This window comes from Lactococcus hircilactis (genome assembly GCF_009601015.1).
GTDB classification, from domain to species: Bacteria; Bacillota; Bacilli; order Lactobacillales; family Streptococcaceae; genus Lactococcus; species Lactococcus hircilactis.
This window is the reverse complement of the sequence record NZ_WITJ01000004.1, coordinates 111,072-129,160: the sequence shown is the minus strand read 5'-3', so window position 1 is coordinate 129,160 and position 18,089 is coordinate 111,072. Positions and strand designations below refer to the sequence as shown.

The following is an 18,089-nucleotide window of genomic DNA, read 5'->3' as shown; positions in this document are numbered from 1 at the left end:
TCTCCTTAGTCGTTTTTAGTAGCTAGGATACGTAATCTAACAGCTTGCGCTGACTTAGCACGTTTGTCCCTCATCATCTTAACTGTTGCTTGGGCATCTGGGATAGCTGGAGGTACAAAACCTAGTATCTTGTCAAATGCAAAGGCAGGAACGCGGGAGACGGTCTTAGTTAGATAGTGATCAAAGCCTTTTTCTACCATGATTTGCTTAGCTTGGTGCATGAGAGACTCTACTTGTCCATTACCGTACCCCAAGTAGAGTAGGTCATATTTAGTCAGCACAGGGTTTTTTACTGTCTGACGGTTATCAACGACATCTGCCACCTTGATAAGAGGAGTTGGGATATCATAGCCAAAGAGTTCTTCTAGGATATAGACAGGAACACGGGCAAGACGTGGATTATTGTAGTAGCTGTACCCTTTATCTACCATCAAGCGCTTTCCTTTGGCGATATAGGTAGCAGATTCACCTTTACCATACCCTAGGGCAATTAGGTCGTCTTTTGTCATTGTTGGATTTTGTACCATGTGTTGTTCTCCATTCTATTGTTATACTTATTATTTTTAATTTAGAGCCTCATCTCAAATATAAAGAAATAACTTCATCTAGAGAAGCAGATACTCAAGTAAGCATTCCCAAAAGTGAGCTAGATGTGAATAAGCATTGAGAGAATGAGGAACTAACTTCCTCCCGTTACTTCTACTTACCAATTTAAAAGATACAGGTCAAACCTGACAAAAAGAAAAGTCTCCTTTTAGAGAAAAGGAAGCTGTTTACAGTCTGTGTCAACCCAGTTTACAGTCACAACCTTTACCGCATTATACCAGTATGCAAGAAATATTTGCTAGACATTAAATCGCTTTTAATATATCATAATGGGGTAAGAAAGGAACAATTATGGAATTATCAACCATTTTAGTAGAAGAACGAAAGAAAAAAGGGATAACTCAACAAGAAGTCGCAGATACTCTATACATTACTAGGCAGTCCCTATCAAATTGGGAGAACGGGAAGAATTTTCCAGATATCCCCATGCTTGTAGAGTTGAGTAAATATTACGATTTTTCACTCGATATTATCAAAGGAGATGCACAACTCATGAACCAAGTCCAAAAAGATTATGAACTAATTAATACAAAGAAAGCTAACAAGAAATATTCTGTCTTATTGGTTATACTAACTGCGTTAATTGTACTTACCTCAGTAGTACTCATTCCCTTAGTGTCCAACAACAAGATACTATTAAAATCTTTTACCCTCTTTGATTTATTGTTATGTATTGTGCTAATTCATACAGCTGTTAAATTCGGTAAGATTGTTTATCAATATTATGAGGGCATCCCCAACTCTCCACTCTGGGTACCCAAAGTATTTGGATACGGTATAAGTATCAACCCTTACAACAAATTCGGAAAAATCATTACAACCGCACTTTTAGTCATCTTAGACCTCTTCTTTATTGGTGTAGGAATAACAATGATATTTTTTGGTTGACCAGTTCACAAAAATCCCTCCTTTAATACCAAAGGGGGGATTTTATGTTATCCAAAGTTAATCGTATCAAGTAAGGCTTCTCTTGTTACAGCATCTAAACCTAGATAAGCAAGCGTTGCTTTTTGGTCTGAGTGGTTCAATAGGTTCATGACAAAGCCAATATTATAGTTTGTCTGTTCATAAACCCGATATGCTCCAGTCTTTCGCATAGTATGTGTACCTAAGTAGTTAATACCCAAGAGGTCACCTACCTTAGTCATGATTTTATAGTACTGCTTTCTCGTGATATGTTGCTTCGTGTTAGCTGTAGAGGGAAAAAGCCAATGACTCATCATACCACTATCTACTAGCCACTCATGATAGAGCATTAAATCAGACTCGAGAGGCTTGAGGTAAAGCGTATTTGGTTTACCTGTTTTCTGGTCTGTGATATATGCTCGCTCTTTCAGTACCCCATCAGTGGTAAAGACATCAGAGTATTCAAGAGAGAGTACATCACTCACTCTAAGAAGGGTCGCCTTACCGAGTTGAAAGATGGTATAGTTCCGTCTACCTGCTTGAAAGTTATGTAAGAGTGTGTCTTGGACTTGTTTGAGCACATTCGAGTCCTTGATAGGTTGTACATTGTGGTTCTGTCTTTTTGCCATGGGTATGGTCTCCTTTGATTGGTTAGTTTTAGGACAAGCAGAAAAATTGCCCCTACTCTATTCAACCAAAGAAGCCTAGCCTTGTCGCTATAGGGTTTTTGAGGAGTCTTTATCTAATAAGGGCTCCTGTTTACTTTTATTTTAATCTGGTTTAGGTTTAACAACTCCTAAACCACGATTGAGTACTATCTGACAACCCATTTTATCTAGACAGTTCTCTGGTAAGCATCTACCATACATAAGACATAGAAAAAGTCCAACAAACAGAGGTATACCCCTATTTGTTGGACTTTCTTTGGTTTGACTTCTTTATGTTATGTACTTAACTAGGGCTAGCTAGTGCATATCAGAAAGGATTCAAATTTGCGATTTAAGGACTATTTCTCCTCGGCAGGGGTTTCAGATAGGCAAGTCGATTAACGACCTAAATGACGTATTTTTTGCACGTTTCGGGGCACTCCCTAACCTCATTAAGCCCTGTATCATGCGTTTCCTAACACTTAGTCGTCTTTCTTAGATAAAGACTCCTGTTCGTGTGAGGAAGAGTGGTTTATTTATTTTGTATTGTTCATTTGATTTAGTATCTCAGTACTGTTTTTAGCTGTAATAGCCGTTTTATTTAGAATCCTCCATAAAATACATCGCTAGGTATCTTTTCAATATTAGTTAACACTTTATTTTTAAAAGTTAGTGTATAACTTACATTATCTGCCATAACTAAATACTTAGCAGTGTCCTTAGTAAAACTATCATACTCTGGCAAAACATTATCAGAAGTAACAATAGTTGAAGAACCACTATTCTCATCTTTAAATGATACTACAGAATTTTTATCAAGCTCTTTGTCCTCAGAAGACTCTTCATCATCTGAGTCAGAAGATTCATAATGAGGGAGTTGTTTTGCGACATCTCCACCAATAGGGTAGCTATTAGCAAACACAGTATCTTCTTGTTCATATTTAATATTAAATAATTGATTTGACAACTGAGTAACATATTCTTTAGTAGGGAGCTTATCAAGATCTAAATTATTAGGAGTAAACTTTGGTAAGTTTAGAGGGCTAGAACTAGAGTTAATTACTTTTATTTTCATTCCTCCTTTTTTATCTAGAGATACGTTACCTTGAGAGTCAAAATAGAAAGTCATGCTCGGAACATAATCAAAAAGACTAGTCTTTGAGTCCTTGATATAGTCATGAACTTCCCCAGATTTAGGAAGAGTGAAGTAAGCCTTCATGATAACACTATCATTTGTTTCATCATAATAATAATGAAACTCAGGAGTACATAGTAAAGTTTCTAAAACCATAGAGCTACCAAATTTTTTATCTAAGTATGTACTTTTATAATTATCCTTCTTGGAATACTTAGCATACTCCGATATAGTTTTTTCTCTATCATATCCCATGACTTGGGCAATACTATCATAGTCAGTAGAATTACCTATTTCATCTTTTAATTTATCATTAAGAACCTCTAATACAAAACGCGTGACAAACTCTGACAAACTTTTTAATTCTTTAGCTGTTAAACCTGATTCTATATCTGCACCTTTACGACTGTATTGACCCATATAGTCATTGCTATCCGCTGAAAAACCATATTCCCCAAGATAAAACAACATCCAATAACTAAGGAAGTCCTGTTTCTTTTTATCATCTAACCCTTTAATTTTGACCTCTTGATAGTGCGATTTTACATATTCCTTTACATCTTTTTCAAACGACTTGTTATCACCTTTATAAATTCCAGATTTGTTATCACTTGGGATAAGAGCTGCTGCTGTAAGCAGAGGTTCATAAGGTTTAACATATTTAATAATACGTTGTGCTTTATTGTAGTTTTTATCTAACTCTATATAATTCTTGGGTAAGTTGCTTTTAGATAAGTCTTGAGTAGCTTGCTTCTTATTTATCCAAAAGAACAAACCTCCTGCACAAATAGCTATCAATAGTACCCCAAGTAGGGTATAGATTATTTTTCTTTTCTTTATCATTCTTATCTTTCTCACTTTCTATGCGGAATAATCAATCTACCTATAGAGAAGATAACCATACCTATAGAACCAATCAGTAAAGCATAAGCTGGAAAACCAATTATGCTATCCTTGTTATTGAAGAGTACTTCCATAAAGCTATCAGAATATCCGCCAAGGAGCTGGCTTGCCTGTTCGCCGATATAAGAACCTACTAATAAGAAGAAGCCTAACTCAATCAGTGAAGCGATTACACCAAGGACATGTAGAATTTTAGAAGATAAGATACCAAATAATGATGTAATAATAGGAATAGCTACCAAAGCATATCCGACATATTGAATCATGTTTGAAGTATTGCTTGATTGACCTCCAAGAAACTCGTTGGCACTGTTTAAGTACCCACCATATCGACTGATTTGTCCTATAGTTTCGTAAAGACTTCCGTTCATCATCTTAAAGAACCCGGTACCAATTATGCCATAGAATGCAAGAAGACAAGAGATAACCAGAAAAATACTAGCTACACTAAAACCTCGTTTATTGGATTGTGTCTCATTTGTAGCGGGAGTACTCTCCTTACTAAAAAAGTCATTTAAGACATCAGTATTTATTGATACTTCCTCATTATCCTCATCTGTAACTGGTTTAGCTAAATCTCCCACAATTTTACTAGATTGCCCTACTATTTTAGTAGATTCAGCTTGAAAATTCTTTAAAGCTATACCAGATTGAGTATAGGTATTAGCAAAAAGAGAGGTAAGCTTTTTATTGGCTTGTATTTCCTCACCTTTGCTAAGTACACTCAAGACATAGCTAACAATTGATAATATTAGAAAACTTTCAAATCCTCGTTTGGAAGAGAAGAGCGTAATGATAAAAAGTACCCCATAAAGAGTATGCACCAATTCAAAATTGTTTTTTATAAACCTCTTTAGATACCCTACTTTTTCTTTAGTAGGCTTCAATTGTTTTAATATAGAAGTAAGTGACGTCTTTAGAGCAGGAAATGTTTTTGCACCATCAGTAAGTGATTGTCCACAAGAAGGGCAGAATTTAGTCTCATCAGAGAGCTCTATATTACAATTAGGGCATGAGTTTGGGTGTTTTATTGTTGTTATTTCTGACATAAGACACCTCATTCCGAACCTAAGTAAGTGGTGCTGACTGTTTTCCAGTCACCATATCCATCAACTTCAGATAGATTCTGTTTCTGTAGTTCGCCATCTGAGTTAATACGAAAATATCCTAGAGAAGAGTCATTCGTCGTATTGCCTTTAGATCTTCCTCGTGGTGATAAAAGCAGACAATTTTCATCATCTAAAGACGTTCCAATACTGGTAAACTCATCAAAGGTAGTCTTATCTATATCACCCGATTGTAGCAAATAGTTTTTTACCCAAGTTTTAGTTTGTTCTTCTGATAGCTTGGTTGTGTCTACTGTAGAAGACGTGGCCGTGGTCTGACTATCAACGAATTTAGTATAGTTATCTTTACCAATACTTAATAGATTATCCAATTGTTGTTTGTACTGTAAAAAAAGCTTAGATAGTTCTTCTTTGGTAAAATTAACTGTATCAGTTTGAGTAGCTCCATTATGTACAATACAGGTAACACGATTATCAGAAACTGTGATTTCTTCTGAAGAGCTTCCTGTACCTTGACTAAAATGATAAGAATTATCTTGAAGTCCTACAGAAAAATCTTTGCTTAACCCTTCAGATAAGAAACTACTAATTTCTGTATTAGTGGTTACATAATTTTTAACATAGGCTGATAAAGCCAACTCTTCATTTGTTAGACTATTGCGTTCAGCTACGTGTTTATCAGAGAGTGTAACAACTTTTTTTAGTAAATCTACATGGGTAGTATATTTACTAGTCAGTTCTTTAGCTGAGTAATATTTATCACTAAATTGTTCATTACCATTATAACTCTGAACATGAATTTTATCATCTGTTATAGTAATAGTCGTACCTAAGTCACCACCAACTAATACAATGTGTTCATTAGCTAAGAAGGTATTATTGAGGGGAGTTGTAATCATAAACTCAGGTTGTTTTAGTATCTCATTTACAGCAGTTGGAATATCTTTAGTTGAATGCTGTGCCATATAACTTTCTATGTATATCGTAGCGACCAGTTCCTTAGTTGTCAAGGTGACTTTAGGCTTTGAATTATTAGTAGAAGTCTGACTAGTTTTAACACTCTCCTTTGAAGAGGAATGTTTTGTCGCCTCAGGTTTCTTGGTACACCCGCTCAATATTAGTAAGAGAGTAGCGAGACCAACAAGACCAACAAGACCTGTTGCCAATTTTTTCATTTATGTATGTTTCCTTTCGTACCTCCTTTCCTCACATTGACTATTATCTTATATTAGAGATAAGAAAGCAAACTTTTTCAGAATAACACCCAGTATACAATAATTTAAAGTAAGCGAATACAGTATCACCCCCCTACGACCCCCAATTGGCTTTTTGTTCATCGGTTTGGGGTGGGGCTAAGTTAGTAATGGTCGGTTTGGGGAGTGTTTTCAAAGTGGAAAATCGGGAATAGTGCGGGTTTAGAAGCTTTTTGTTTCTGATGAGGCTAGTAGAGACCTTGTTTTGTCTGGTTTGAGTTGGGGAACTTCGCTATCTATGACGATTGGTGTTTGATAAAGATGATATAAAAATACCCCTACTGATGTTTGATATATCAGCTAGGGGTATTAAGGTATACAAGTCATATAAAACTTTGTTTACCTCTTGAAAATAGGCATTAGAGATTAGGGTATTATTTATCCAAAACCCAAGAACTTAATCTCTAGTTAAAGTGCTTAAATTTTAGGGACTATCTAAGTCATACTAATTTTATCTTGGTTTTAACAACTATAGTTAAAGTAAGGTACTTCATATAGGTCAAAATAGTCCTCTTCTGTTAATTGGCTAAGTGCAAATGCCTTACTCTCCTCAATCTGTCTAGACTTTTTCAAGCTACAGGCATTAGGTATCATGTTACTGCTAGTCGGTATCTCCTCCTTTAGCTGTGGTGTAACGTCTTTGGGGTTTGATTTAGGTTTGTGTCTTGAACTTGAGATATAACGATCAATAGGGTAGCATTTGCTATCTAAAACCCTACTGTAATCATGGTTTATCTCATCTAAGTAATCATACAATACTTTGATTTCTGTTATACCTTCATTTCTTATAATACTCCTTATATCTCTCAGAATGTCATGAAGTTCTGTTTTGTTGGGTTTTACCAAGTCTTGAAAATCAAAACCTCTAAATACATGAACTTCTGAGATACGGTATTTGAATTGATATTTACTTTCCTCATCTAAGTGCAGAAAGTCTCGAGCGTATCCTACTAAAGATTCTATTCGCATAGGGTTAGGTGCTCTTAGTCTTCCTGTAAGTACCATCATTTGTTGATAAGATTTTTGATTACGGTATTTAAGTATAATATGATAATGAGGTTTTTTAAGTACTACCTCACCATTTTCATCAATCTTTGTATCTTTATCATGAAGGATATAAGCAAAAGGTACACCCTCCTCTTTGAGAATGTCTCTCCAATTCTCAGGTGCTGACTCAGAGTAGACTATGAGCCCCCAATTATGGCATCTTGGTGTTGCACTTTTTTTGTTGTTCTTTGTTACCATTTAAATTCCCCTTTTCAATTAGTTTAAACTATCTTGTTTCCTTTGTACTGCTCGATTTAATACTTAGAAAAGTACCCCTGAGTTGTTAACAACTGGCTTGATAGCCATCTTTAACCACGTCCAATATCTATATTGGGGGTCGTAGGTCTTGACAGGGCGGAGATACAAAGTTCGGCTAAACCTAGGAGTTGATATGAATCTCTTCCATAACTCTATTCTATCAGAGTATTTCGGAAAACAAAAGCCCCTCCAGCCTTGGTATGACTGGGTTCATTCGAGTTCTGGTGTTTTTGCTTTTGCTATGTTCCCATCTCTATTTGATAGCTATATCCTCTTAAAATAGATTAGCCTATATGTTTATCCAGTCTAACTATGCGGACTTTACAGAAAAAATAAATAAAAAATTTTTTTTTACTCCATAAATTTTTATCGAAGGTACTTAAGCAAAGAAGCAAAATACTGACTTATCTAGGGTGGGGGTTCTAAACGTCTTTAATTGATATTTGACTCTGACTAAAATCAGTCTGGCTTAGGGTTCTGACTATGATTTTTCGTAGTTTGTCTGGTTAAAGCTCATATAAATGGATAGCTGACTTTTTTATCGTGTATTTATCTGATGGTGGCTATCATCTAGCTAAAATATTTTTATCTGTCTTTTGATGTTCTTCTTGTTTAGCCCTTTTCTTATCTAAATTATTCGTACTGGTATCTTGACCCTTCTAAACGTATAGTCTAATAAAAATCAGCTTAGCTATCCCCTCGTAAGCTTATGCTAGCAGAAAATCAGTTTAGCTAAGTACCCCAAAGCTTGTTACTGTGAACTGTAATACCTACACTTAAAAGCGAGTTATTGCTACTCCACTTATCAAGCCTCATCTTACTATCAAAGTCTATAAAAAATATCCCTCTACCTATAGAACAATGATTTATCTACAAGGAGAAGAACAAGTAGAGCCGCATTATTTGTTTAGGTGGTATTAACCTTAAAGGTGTTCTATATTTATTATTTGATGGTACTCTTTTGGTATCTGCTCACTTCATCTTATCTCTGATGAAAATTAAATGAGTTTATTCTGTCAAGCTGAACAAGTAAACATTGTCCTGTATGCACACACAATTATTTTGCAAATTCCTAGTAAAAGTAGGTGCTTGAAATAAAAATAATGTGTAGGGTATCTGATTCTTCACCTTGATTTCGGGTGAATTTATTTTCATCTCAAAAATATGAAAATGAAATACACATAGAAAGCACCTTGATTTGACAAGTTGCCTCCTCAAAAATTGGTCTTGTTAACAGTGTAATTATCTAGAGATGAACAGCCTATTTACTGGTTACAAATAGGTATCATACTTGTTGTCCATTAGTTCATAGCTTATTGATAGGGAAAGTAGTTGATATTCTGTACTTTTTGCACTATTTTCTTATTATCTAGGGCATAAGAAAAGCCATCACGCTTAGTGATAGCTTATCTAATGCCATGTTGCCAAAAAATCTCCAAAAAGAGACTACTTTAATTCGTCTTTCTTGTCCTAAATCAGGTAGGTTTTATTTTTCTTGATAGCTTTTCCTCTTGATTTACAAACAGCATAGAAATGCTTTTATTATAGCAAATAAAATGTTTTTTTGTCGCTACTCTTTAGATCAGTTGAGCCCTTTTTTGATCACAAGATGAGAATTAATTTTAATAATTGACTTTTACAGTAAAAATAAGATATGATAGTGCTATGCCTAAACAAAGATTTTTATCATTTATCATTGGAACAGCGATTGAAGCCATCTTTTTCTCAATTTGTCTTTTTGGACAAAATTGGCTTTTTGCTGGCTTTTTTGCATTGTTCCTCATTCGTCGTCTCACCGTATCTTATAAACTCGATCAGTTTATGAAGAAAAGCGGATTGTTATAAAAACTATTTTTCAAAAGGAGAAATCATGGGAGTTCCCGTCAGTGACTTGATTAAAAAAGTCCATTTTAATGTTATTTACTCTACTGAAACTGCATTGTCAAAAGAGATCACAACTTCTGATATTATGCGACCTGGACTTGAAATGGCAGGTTATTTTGAGTATTTTACGCCAGAGCGCATCCAGCTTTTCGGGATGAAAGAATGGTCCTATATGATGGATATCGTTGGGGACAATCGGTATGATTTACTCAAAAAAGTCATGGCAGATGTTACCCCTTGCGTGATCGTTGCAAGAACGCTTGAGATCCCTAAAGAGATGATTGCTGCTGCTAAAAAGCAAGACATTGTTCTTTTACAGTCACGTGAATCAACGAGCCGATTGAATTCTATTTTGACGACTTTTCTTGATGAAAAATTATCTGAACGCACGACCGTTCATGGTGTTCTGATGGATATTTTTGGTGTTGGTGTTTTGATTCAAGGCGCAAGCGGAATCGGTAAATCAGAAACAGGGCTTGAGCTTGTAAAACGCGGACATCGCCTCGTTGCTGATGATCGAGTGGATGTTTATCCCAGAGATGCGTTCACTTTGTCAGGTGAGCCAGCTGAAATTTTAAAAAATATGATTGAGATTCGTGGCGTTGGAATCATTGATGTGATGACGTTATTTGGTGCAGGTGCTGTAAAGGAATCAACAGACATTGACATGGCGATTTATCTTGAAAATTATGACACGGATAAACAATTTGATCGACTTGGTAATGGGAGCACCTCCATCTCACTTGCTGGTGTTGAATTAGCACAAACCAGAATCCCTGTTAAAACAGGGCGAAATGTTTCTGTAATCATTGAAGCAGCAGTCATGAATTTCCGTGCGAAACAAATGGGATTTGATGCGACACAAGCTTTTGAGAATCGTCTTTCTCATTTAATCGAAAAAAACAGTGAAGAATAATTGAATTCTTCCATCAAAAATTAGAAAAAGAGAAGTTATGACTCCATTATTTCCATTTTTAGCATTGGATAAGATTGCGCTGCAACTTGGTCCTTTTGCGATTCATTGGTATGCAATATTTATTGTTGCCGGTGCTGCAATTGCTGTATTGCTAGCGTGCCGTGAAGCAAAGCGAAAAAAGAAGGCCGACGGTCAGCCCATCTTAGTTGATGATGTGATTGATTTTGTACTACTGGCGTTTCCTTTGGGACTTGTTGGTGTTCGGGCATATTATGTCGCCTTTCAATGGTCTTATTATCGTCAACATCCCAGTCAAATTATTGCGCTTTGGGATGGTGGAGGTGCAATATATGGCGGCTTGATTGCTGGTGCGCTTGTCCTTTTTGTTTTTTGTTATTATCGGATGATTCATCCACTTGATTTGCTAGACATTACCGTTCCTGGAGTGATTTTAGCACAAGCAATGGGACGATGGGGAAATTTTGTCAATCAAGAAGCTTATGGTAAGATTGTTTCACAGCTCAATGGATTACCTGATTTTATTAAACAACAAATGTTCATTGATGGGCATTATCGTGTTCCAACTTTTTTATATGAAAGTATCGGAGATTTCATAGGATTTTTAATCATCATGATTTTCAGACATCAGATAAGCGCACTTAAGCGCGGAGAGATTTTCGCGTTTTACTTGGTTTGGTATGGCAGTGTTCGATTTATTGTGGAGGGCATGCGAACGGATAGTTTAATGTTAGGGCCAGCGCGTGTATCTCAATGGTTGTCGCTCATTCTCATCCTTGTTGGAATTACCTTAGTTGTTTTTAGACGCGTTAAAAAATATGAATAAAAGAGCAGTCAGAAGTGTAAAAATCAAAAATTTACGCCAGTTCTGACTGCTTTTTATGATAAAAAAATAAAATTATTATCAAATAAATGAATTTTTTGTTATAATAATGTTAAAATATAATCGTTTTCAAAAGGTTATAATCTAAGCTTGTGAGCTTAAAAAGGAGGGTCATGTGGGAAATATAGCATTGATGATTATTGCAATCGCATTTGCGATACTCGTTTTGTTCTTGGTGATTGTTTTGGTGAAGGTGTCAAAAACGATCGAAGAAGCAAATCGGACCATTAAAATTGTTTCAAGCGATGTGGACTTATTGCTTCATCAGGCGGACAATTTGATGGCAAAAGGAAATACCTTACTTGAGGATGTCAATACAAAAGTAGCAACAATTGATCCATTATTTACAGCAGTTGCGGACTTATCAGAAAGTATTTCGGATGTGAATGGCTCAACGCGTCGCTTATTAGCTCGTGTCAATCATTCCTCAACAACAAAAACAGCAACTTCTGCTGTGCTTGCGGCTAAAACGGCAAAGCGTTTCTTTGTCAGAAAAAACACATCCAAACAGCCGATTTCTTCAAAAGAAAATCAAAAAAAATCTGACGCAACATTGAAAAAAAATCAAAAGAACTCAACCATTAAAATGAAAGAAACACAATCGGAGGTCAAACATGTCTAAAAAATCAGGATTAATTATTGGTGCCCTTGTTGGCGCGGCAGCAGCGCTGTTTCTTGCCCCTAAAAAAGGTCAAGAATTGCGTGAAGATGCAGGAAAACTCTTTGATGACTTTAAAGAAAATCCACAAGAAGCATTGAATCAATGGAAAGAAAATGCGATGGATTATTCATCTGAAAAGTTTAATGATGTCAAAGATAAATTTGATTCAGGTGAAATCTCTGCGGAAAAGGCAAAAGATTTCTTGCTGGATAAAAGAGATATTATTAAAGAAAAAGTAGATTCAGGTGAACTTTCAAAAGAATCAGTCATTGCTTTTTTCAATGCCACACGAGACGCAATCGTCGATAAAATCAATGAAATCAAAGCGGATAGCGATGAATTATTCGAGGATGAAGAGGAAAACACGGAAGATCAAACTGCCGAAACGCTCAAAGATAAAGCAGATGATCTTATTGATGATGTGAAAGATACCACACAAGAAATTAGTGAAGATGTTTCTAGCGAAGCTAAAGCGCCAAAAGAAGCGCAGACAGAAGCTTCCCAACAAGAAAACTAAAAAATAAAGCTGTTTTACAGATCATTTTGTGGAGTAATGAATCGGGTAGAATGGCTTTTTATGTGATTTTAAAATAATTTTCATTTCTCATTAAGGAAATTGTAAGAAATTTACGTTATAATAGAGATATCCAAAAATTTAAAAAGGAGAATTTTATGACACAAGCAAATTTTGGTGTTGTCGGAATGGCTGTTATGGGAAAAAACCTTGCCCTTAACGTAGAATCTCGTGGTTATACGGTAGCCATCTATAATCGGACAACGTCTAAAACACAAGAAGTAATGGCAGAACATCCAGACAAAAAGTTTATTTTCACTAAAACACTAGAAGAATTTGTTGGAGCGATTGAAAAACCGCGTCGCATTATGCTCATGGTTAAAGCAGGTGCTCCGACAGATGCCACGATTAAATCACTTTTGCCACTTTTAGATAAAGGCGATATTTTGATTGACGGAGGAAATACTCACTATCCTGATACGATGCGTCGAAACGCAGAACTTGCTGATTCTGGCATTAATTTCATTGGAACAGGAGTTTCTGGTGGTGAAAAAGGTGCGCTTTTAGGACCATCAATGATGCCTGGCGGACAAAAAGAAGCGTATGATCTTGTCGCACCAATCTTTGCGCAAATCGCAGGAAAAGCCCCTCAAGATGGCAAACCTTGTGTTGCTTATATGGGGCCAAATGGTGCTGGACACTTTGTGAAAATGGTTCATAATGGAATCGAGTATGGAGACATGCAGTTGATTGCAGAATCTTATGATCTCATGAAACGCGTGCTTGGCTTGTCAAACGAAGAAATTCAAGCGACATTTGAAGAATGGAACAAAGGGGAATTAGATAGTTACCTTATCGAAATCACAAAAGAAGTTTTGAAACGCAAAGATGATCTTGGCGATGGCTTTATTGTTGATAAGATTCTTGATCGTGCTGGAAATAAAGGAACAGGAAAATGGACCTCACAATCAGCACTCGATCTTGGGGTTTCCTTGCCTTTAATCACAGAATCTGTTTTTGCACGTTTTATTTCAGCGTTTAAAGATGAACGTGAAAAAGCAAGTAAAGTGCTCTCAGGTCCACAAGTTCCATTTACTGGGGATAAAAAAGAAGCGATTGAAAAAATCCGTAAAGCACTTTATTTCTCAAAAATTATGAGTTACGCACAAGGTTTTGCACAACTTCGTCGTGCTTCTGAGGCGTATTCATGGGATTTGCCATTTGCTACGATTGCATCCATTTGGCGTGCTGGATGTATCATTCGTGCTCAATTCTTGCAAAAAATTACGGATGCGTTTGATAAAAATGCAGCACTTGAAAATCTTTTGCTCGATGAATATTTTATTGATGTGACAAAAAATTATCAATCTGCGGTCCGTGATGTTGTAAGCCTTGCTGTACAGTCAGGAATTCCAGCACCGACATACAGCTCAGCGATTGCATACTATGACAGCTATCGTTCAGAAAATCTACCAGCAAATTTGATCCAAGCACAACGGGATTACTTTGGTGCGCACACTTATGAACGTACAGATAAAGCACGTGGTGAAGCATTCCACTACGACTGGTACACAGAAGATTAAAAAATGGATCCTTAGGGGATCTATTTTTTATTGATTCAGACGAAAAAAATTTCTGTCAGTACTGACAGAAATTTTTTGTGATTGAACATTATTTTTTTAGATGCTGTCAGTACTGACAGCACTATTTATCGCTTAATACCCTGCGAATTCCCAAGAATGTGTTTTCGAGTGGAAAATTTCAACAATTTTTGATTCCAAAAATTCTTTATGTGCTGCTTTGATTTCATCCAAATAGTGTTTGTAATCTGGATTTTCTTGATGAACATAGAGCAGACGACCACCTGAAGTAGCGACACGTACGAAAACTTCGCCGTTAAAGATAAATCCGCCGATTTTGTTGAGATCGACATCGTGATCATATTTGATAAACATTAAATCACCATCTTCAACATTAGAAAAGAAGTCAGATCCAATGGGTTCAATGACAAGGTCATAATCTTTTGGCAGATTATCACTTGGAACATCGACTTTTGAATCCAATCGTCCTTGTTGCCATACAGAATCTCCACGGTAAATCAAACTTGTAATTGGAATTGTCGTACATCCCTCTTTAGGCAAGCTTTGTTGTGCTAATTTTTCGTGAATGAAATCAATCGTTTCTTGGCGATGGACTGGATTTAGTTTATTAAATAATCTTTGAATTTTTTTGTGGTCGCGATCATCACTCTTTTCAAGTAAAAATTCATCTGAGACATCAAAAAATTCAGCTAACTCTGAGAGTCTTCTTGCGCTCGGTTGTTTTCCCAAACGGTAATTTGCTAACGCATTACGAGGGTAACCTAATTCCCGCTCTACTTGATTGAATGATTTTTTCGATTCAACCACGAGAGTTTTTAATCGATCATAGAATGTCATTTATTTTTCTCCTCAAAAAATATAGTTAAATTGTTGACAAAACGTAGAATCTGGTATATAATCAAGACGTACTTATTTGATTACGTTGGTACGATTCATATTAAATTTGTCATATTGTAATATAAATAATTATATTATATCACATAATATAATTAAATGCAGATAATTTTTTACATTTGTTGATTTTTTGTGTTTTTGCACGAGCGCATTGGCGAAAATTTATCTCTATCTACCTATTGTAATACTTTTATAGAAAATAGTGGGAAATAAAATGCTAAAAAACGACGAAAAAAAAGTTGCAGTCTTAAAAGACATCAGAACAGAACTAAAATCAAAACGAATTACGACCATCGAGTTGGCAAAACAACTCAATATGGACAGTGCGTATTTATCAGATTATCTCTTTTTTAGAAAATTGCCAAGCGATCAGTTGATTTCAGACATCAGAAAAGCGATTGAGGAAATCGAGCAAGCGGCGCAAAAAAAAGTTGAAGAAGCACCAATGAGTAAAGAAGCACTTGAAGTAATTGAAAAAGAACGTGTTGTAAAAGAAAAAGATAACGAAACAAGTTTTGAATTTTCAGAAGCTCCTCTAAAATTAGGAGATAAGATCAAACGTGTGCGTGAAAAAATAGGATATTCACAAGCCGAATTTGCACTACTTTTAAAACCTGAAGTTTCTCCAGAAACGGTAAAATACTGGGAAAATAATTTTGGTGTGCCGTTACTTGATTATTGTATCCAAATCAGTGATCTCGGTGTGGTGACGTTGGATTGGTTGTTAAAAGATTGACGCAACAAATGAAAAATTTTCACTTCGTTTGACATTCTTTTCATGCAATATAAAATTATTTTGTTATAATAGTCTCATAAAATATTTAATATGCATTTAAAGTAATGAAAGTTGAGGTTTTATCATGGGTAAAACTGCACAGCATAAATCTTTTAATAAGGCTACAAAAGCCGGATTTATTATTGCACTTGGTGTTGTTTATGGAGATATTGGGACAAGCCCACTTTATACGATGCAATCAATCGTAGAGGGACAAGGAGGGCTTCAGCATATTTCTGAAAACTTTATTTTGGGTGCTGTGAGTTTAATTATCTGGACATTGACGCTGATTACGACAGTGAAATATGTGATGATTGCGCTTAATGCAGATAATCACCATGAAGGCGGGATTTTTTCCCTCTTTACACTTGTGCGTAAAATGGCCAAATGGTTGATTATTCCCGCGATGATTGGAGGGGCCACATTATTATCTGATGGGGCGCTAACCCCTGCTGTAACGGTGACATCAGCGATTGAAGGACTAAGAGGTGTTCCAAGTTTAGCCACACTTTATAGTGATCAAAACATTGTGGTCATCACAACCTTGATTATTTTAGCGTTATTATTTTTGATTCAGCGGTTTGGGACTGGATTTGTGGGCAAAGTTTTTGGTCCTTTGATGATGATATGGTTTAGTTTTCTTGGAATCAGTGGTTTTATCAATTCATTTTTGAATTTGCAAATTTTTAAAGCCATAAATCCTTATTATGCGATTCATCTGTTATTGAGTCCTGAAAATAAGGCAGGATTATTTGTATTGGGATCCATCTTTCTTGCAACCACAGGGGCAGAAGCCTTGTACTCTGATTTGGGACATGTGGGAAAAGGCAACATTCATGTGAGTTGGCCGTTTGTTAAGATTTGTATTATTTTATCTTATTGTGGTCAAGGTGCATGGTTGATTGCACATCGCGGGAGTGATCTTGGGAATCTCAATCCGTTCTTTGCAATTTTACCCACTCGATTGATGATTTATGGGGTCATATTAGCTACATTTGCCTCAATCATTGCGTCGCAATCCCTGATTTCTGGTTCTTTTACATTGGTGTCTGAAGCGATACGTTTGAAATTATTGCCCATGCTCAAGATTTATTATCCTGGTCAGACCTTAGGACAACTTTATATCCCAGCAGTCAATTTTGCATTGTGGATTACGACGAGCTGTATTGTGATTTATTTTAGAACGTCAGCGCATATGGAAGCTGCTTATGGTTTAGCCATCACGGTAACGATGCTGATGACGAGTGTACTTTTGTCTTATTATTTAGTTCAAAAAGGATTACCTCGTGCGCTTGCTTTTGGAATTATGGCATTTTTTATCTTGATTGAGGGAATGTTTTTCATCGCCTCAGCCATAAAATTTATGCACGGTGGCTATGTTGTGGTGCTCATTGCTTTGATCATCATGTTTGTCATGTTCATTTGGCATCACGGCAATGCCATTGTCTTTAAGTACATCAAATCTCTGAATTTGAATGATTATAAACATCAATTGAAGGCATTGAGAGACGATTCAACCATTGATGTTTATCAAACGAATGTGGTTTATTTGACGAGTCGAATGGATCATGAATGGATAGATCGTTCGATTTTATATTCAATTTTGGACAAACGTCCAAAACGTGCACAAGTGTATTGGTTTGTCAATGTGAAAGTGACAGATGAACCCTTCACAGCTGAATACAAGGTAGATATGATGGGCACGGACTATATTGTGCGCGTGGTGATTTATCTTGGATTCCGAATGCGTCAGGAAATTCCACGGTATCTTAGAACGATCGTGACGGATCTGATGGAATCAGGGCGCTTGCCAAAACAACATCAGGATTATTCGATCAGCCCTGGACGAAAAGTAGGCGATTTTCGATTTGTTGTCATCGAGGAAAAATTGACCAATGCCCGTCAAATGAACGGATTTGATCGATTTGTTTTGACGACAAAAGCGACCATCAAAAAATTTACCTCCTCACCAAGTCGCTGGTTTGGGCTTCAATTTTCTGAGGTTACGATGGAAACAGTACCGCTTGTATTATCTGATGTGCGCAACTTAGAAATTCATGAACGAATTCCAGAAGTTGAGCCAAACATGAATGAAGATGGAGTTCCATCAACGACAACTGT

General features: G+C 36.2%; 14 protein-coding genes and 2 pseudogenes. 9 read left to right on the top strand and 7 right to left on the bottom strand.

Going from position 1 to position 18,089, the window contains the following annotated elements; translation table 11 throughout:
- Window positions 1-5 precede the first annotated feature (5 nt).
- The gene (locus GHI93_RS12805) at window positions 6-527 is read right to left on the bottom strand and encodes a DUF3173 family protein (RefSeq protein WP_246177011.1); all 522 of its coding nucleotides are present in this window, start codon (window positions 525-527) and stop codon (window positions 6-8) included.
- A 370-nt stretch (window positions 528-897) separates the two neighbouring features.
- On the opposite strand from GHI93_RS12805, the gene GHI93_RS03655 reads away from it, so the two are divergent.
- Window positions 898-1,494, top strand: coding sequence for a helix-turn-helix domain-containing protein (locus GHI93_RS03655; RefSeq protein ID WP_153495696.1), 597 nt, complete (start codon window positions 898-900; stop codon window positions 1,492-1,494).
- A gap of 47 nt (window positions 1,495-1,541) precedes the next feature.
- Here GHI93_RS03655 and GHI93_RS03650 read toward each other — a convergent pair whose 3' ends face one another.
- The 5 genes from GHI93_RS03650 to GHI93_RS03630 all read right to left on the bottom strand — a co-directional run bounded on the left by GHI93_RS03650 (window position 1,542) and on the right by GHI93_RS03630 (window position 7,762).
- Window positions 1,542-2,141: a tyrosine-type recombinase/integrase gene (locus tag GHI93_RS03650; protein WP_153495694.1), complete on the bottom strand. Its 600-nt coding sequence runs from the start codon at window positions 2,139-2,141 to the stop codon at window positions 1,542-1,544.
- 619 nt (window positions 2,142-2,760) lie between these two features.
- On the bottom strand, window positions 2,761-4,137 hold the full coding sequence (locus tag GHI93_RS03645) for a hypothetical protein (protein ID WP_153495692.1): 1,377 nt from the start codon (window positions 4,135-4,137) through the stop codon (window positions 2,761-2,763).
- Window positions 4,138-4,148: 11 nt separating this feature from the next.
- Window positions 4,149-5,246, bottom strand: a complete 1,098-nt coding sequence (locus GHI93_RS03640; RefSeq protein ID WP_170272379.1) for a zinc ribbon domain-containing protein — start codon at window positions 5,244-5,246, stop codon at window positions 4,149-4,151.
- Between the two features lie 8 nt (window positions 5,247-5,254).
- Window positions 5,255-6,439 (bottom strand): hypothetical protein, encoded by a 1,185-nt coding sequence (locus GHI93_RS03635; RefSeq protein WP_153495689.1) that lies wholly within the window; start codon window positions 6,437-6,439, stop codon window positions 5,255-5,257.
- Between the two features lie 540 nt (window positions 6,440-6,979).
- On the bottom strand, window positions 6,980-7,762 hold the full coding sequence (locus tag GHI93_RS03630; RefSeq protein ID WP_153495687.1) for a replication protein: 783 nt from the start codon (window positions 7,760-7,762) through the stop codon (window positions 6,980-6,982).
- Window positions 7,763-9,487: 1,725 nt separating this feature from the next.
- On the opposite strand from GHI93_RS03630, the gene GHI93_RS03625 reads away from it, so the two are divergent.
- The 6 genes and pseudogenes from GHI93_RS03625 to gndA all read left to right on the top strand — a co-directional run bounded on the left by GHI93_RS03625 (window position 9,488) and on the right by gndA (window position 14,281).
- Window positions 9,488-9,667 carry a DUF3272 family protein gene (locus GHI93_RS03625; RefSeq protein ID WP_153495685.1) on the top strand — a complete coding sequence of 60 codons (180 nt, stop codon included), beginning with the start codon at window positions 9,488-9,490 and terminating at the stop codon, window positions 9,665-9,667.
- 25 nt (window positions 9,668-9,692) lie between these two features.
- Window positions 9,693-10,622: an HPr(Ser) kinase/phosphatase gene (hprK, locus tag GHI93_RS03620; protein ID WP_153495683.1), complete on the top strand. Its 930-nt coding sequence runs from the start codon at window positions 9,693-9,695 to the stop codon at window positions 10,620-10,622.
- Window positions 10,623-10,659: 37 nt separating this feature from the next.
- Window positions 10,660-11,466: a prolipoprotein diacylglyceryl transferase gene (lgt, locus tag GHI93_RS03615; protein ID WP_153495681.1), complete on the top strand. Its 807-nt coding sequence runs from the start codon at window positions 10,660-10,662 to the stop codon at window positions 11,464-11,466.
- A gap of 172 nt (window positions 11,467-11,638) precedes the next feature.
- Window positions 11,639-12,031 (top strand): annotated as a pseudogene (locus GHI93_RS03610) (DUF948 domain-containing protein); the annotation flags it as partial.
- Between the two features lie 106 nt (window positions 12,032-12,137).
- Complete coding sequence (locus GHI93_RS03605) at window positions 12,138-12,701, top strand: YtxH domain-containing protein (RefSeq protein ID WP_153495679.1); 564 nt, start codon at window positions 12,138-12,140, stop codon at window positions 12,699-12,701.
- A 155-nt stretch (window positions 12,702-12,856) separates the two neighbouring features.
- Window positions 12,857-14,281 (top strand): NADP-dependent phosphogluconate dehydrogenase, encoded by a 1,425-nt coding sequence (gene gndA, locus GHI93_RS03600; protein ID WP_153495677.1) that lies wholly within the window; start codon window positions 12,857-12,859, stop codon window positions 14,279-14,281.
- Window positions 14,282-14,413: 132 nt separating this feature from the next.
- Here the strand turns inward: gndA and GHI93_RS12985 are convergent, their stop codons facing one another.
- The gene (locus GHI93_RS12985) at window positions 14,414-15,136 is read right to left on the bottom strand and encodes a helix-turn-helix domain-containing protein (RefSeq protein ID WP_211368874.1); all 723 of its coding nucleotides are present in this window, start codon (window positions 15,134-15,136) and stop codon (window positions 14,414-14,416) included.
- Window positions 15,137-15,407: 271 nt separating this feature from the next.
- On the opposite strand from GHI93_RS12985, the gene GHI93_RS03590 reads away from it, so the two are divergent.
- Both GHI93_RS03590 and GHI93_RS03585 read left to right on the top strand, forming a co-directional pair.
- Window positions 15,408-15,929, top strand: coding sequence for a helix-turn-helix domain-containing protein (locus GHI93_RS03590; protein WP_153495676.1), 522 nt, complete (start codon window positions 15,408-15,410; stop codon window positions 15,927-15,929).
- Between the two features lie 124 nt (window positions 15,930-16,053).
- Window positions 16,054-18,042 (top strand): annotated as a pseudogene (locus tag GHI93_RS03585) (KUP/HAK/KT family potassium transporter); the annotation flags it as partial.
- Window positions 18,043-18,089: the final 47 nt, after the last annotated feature.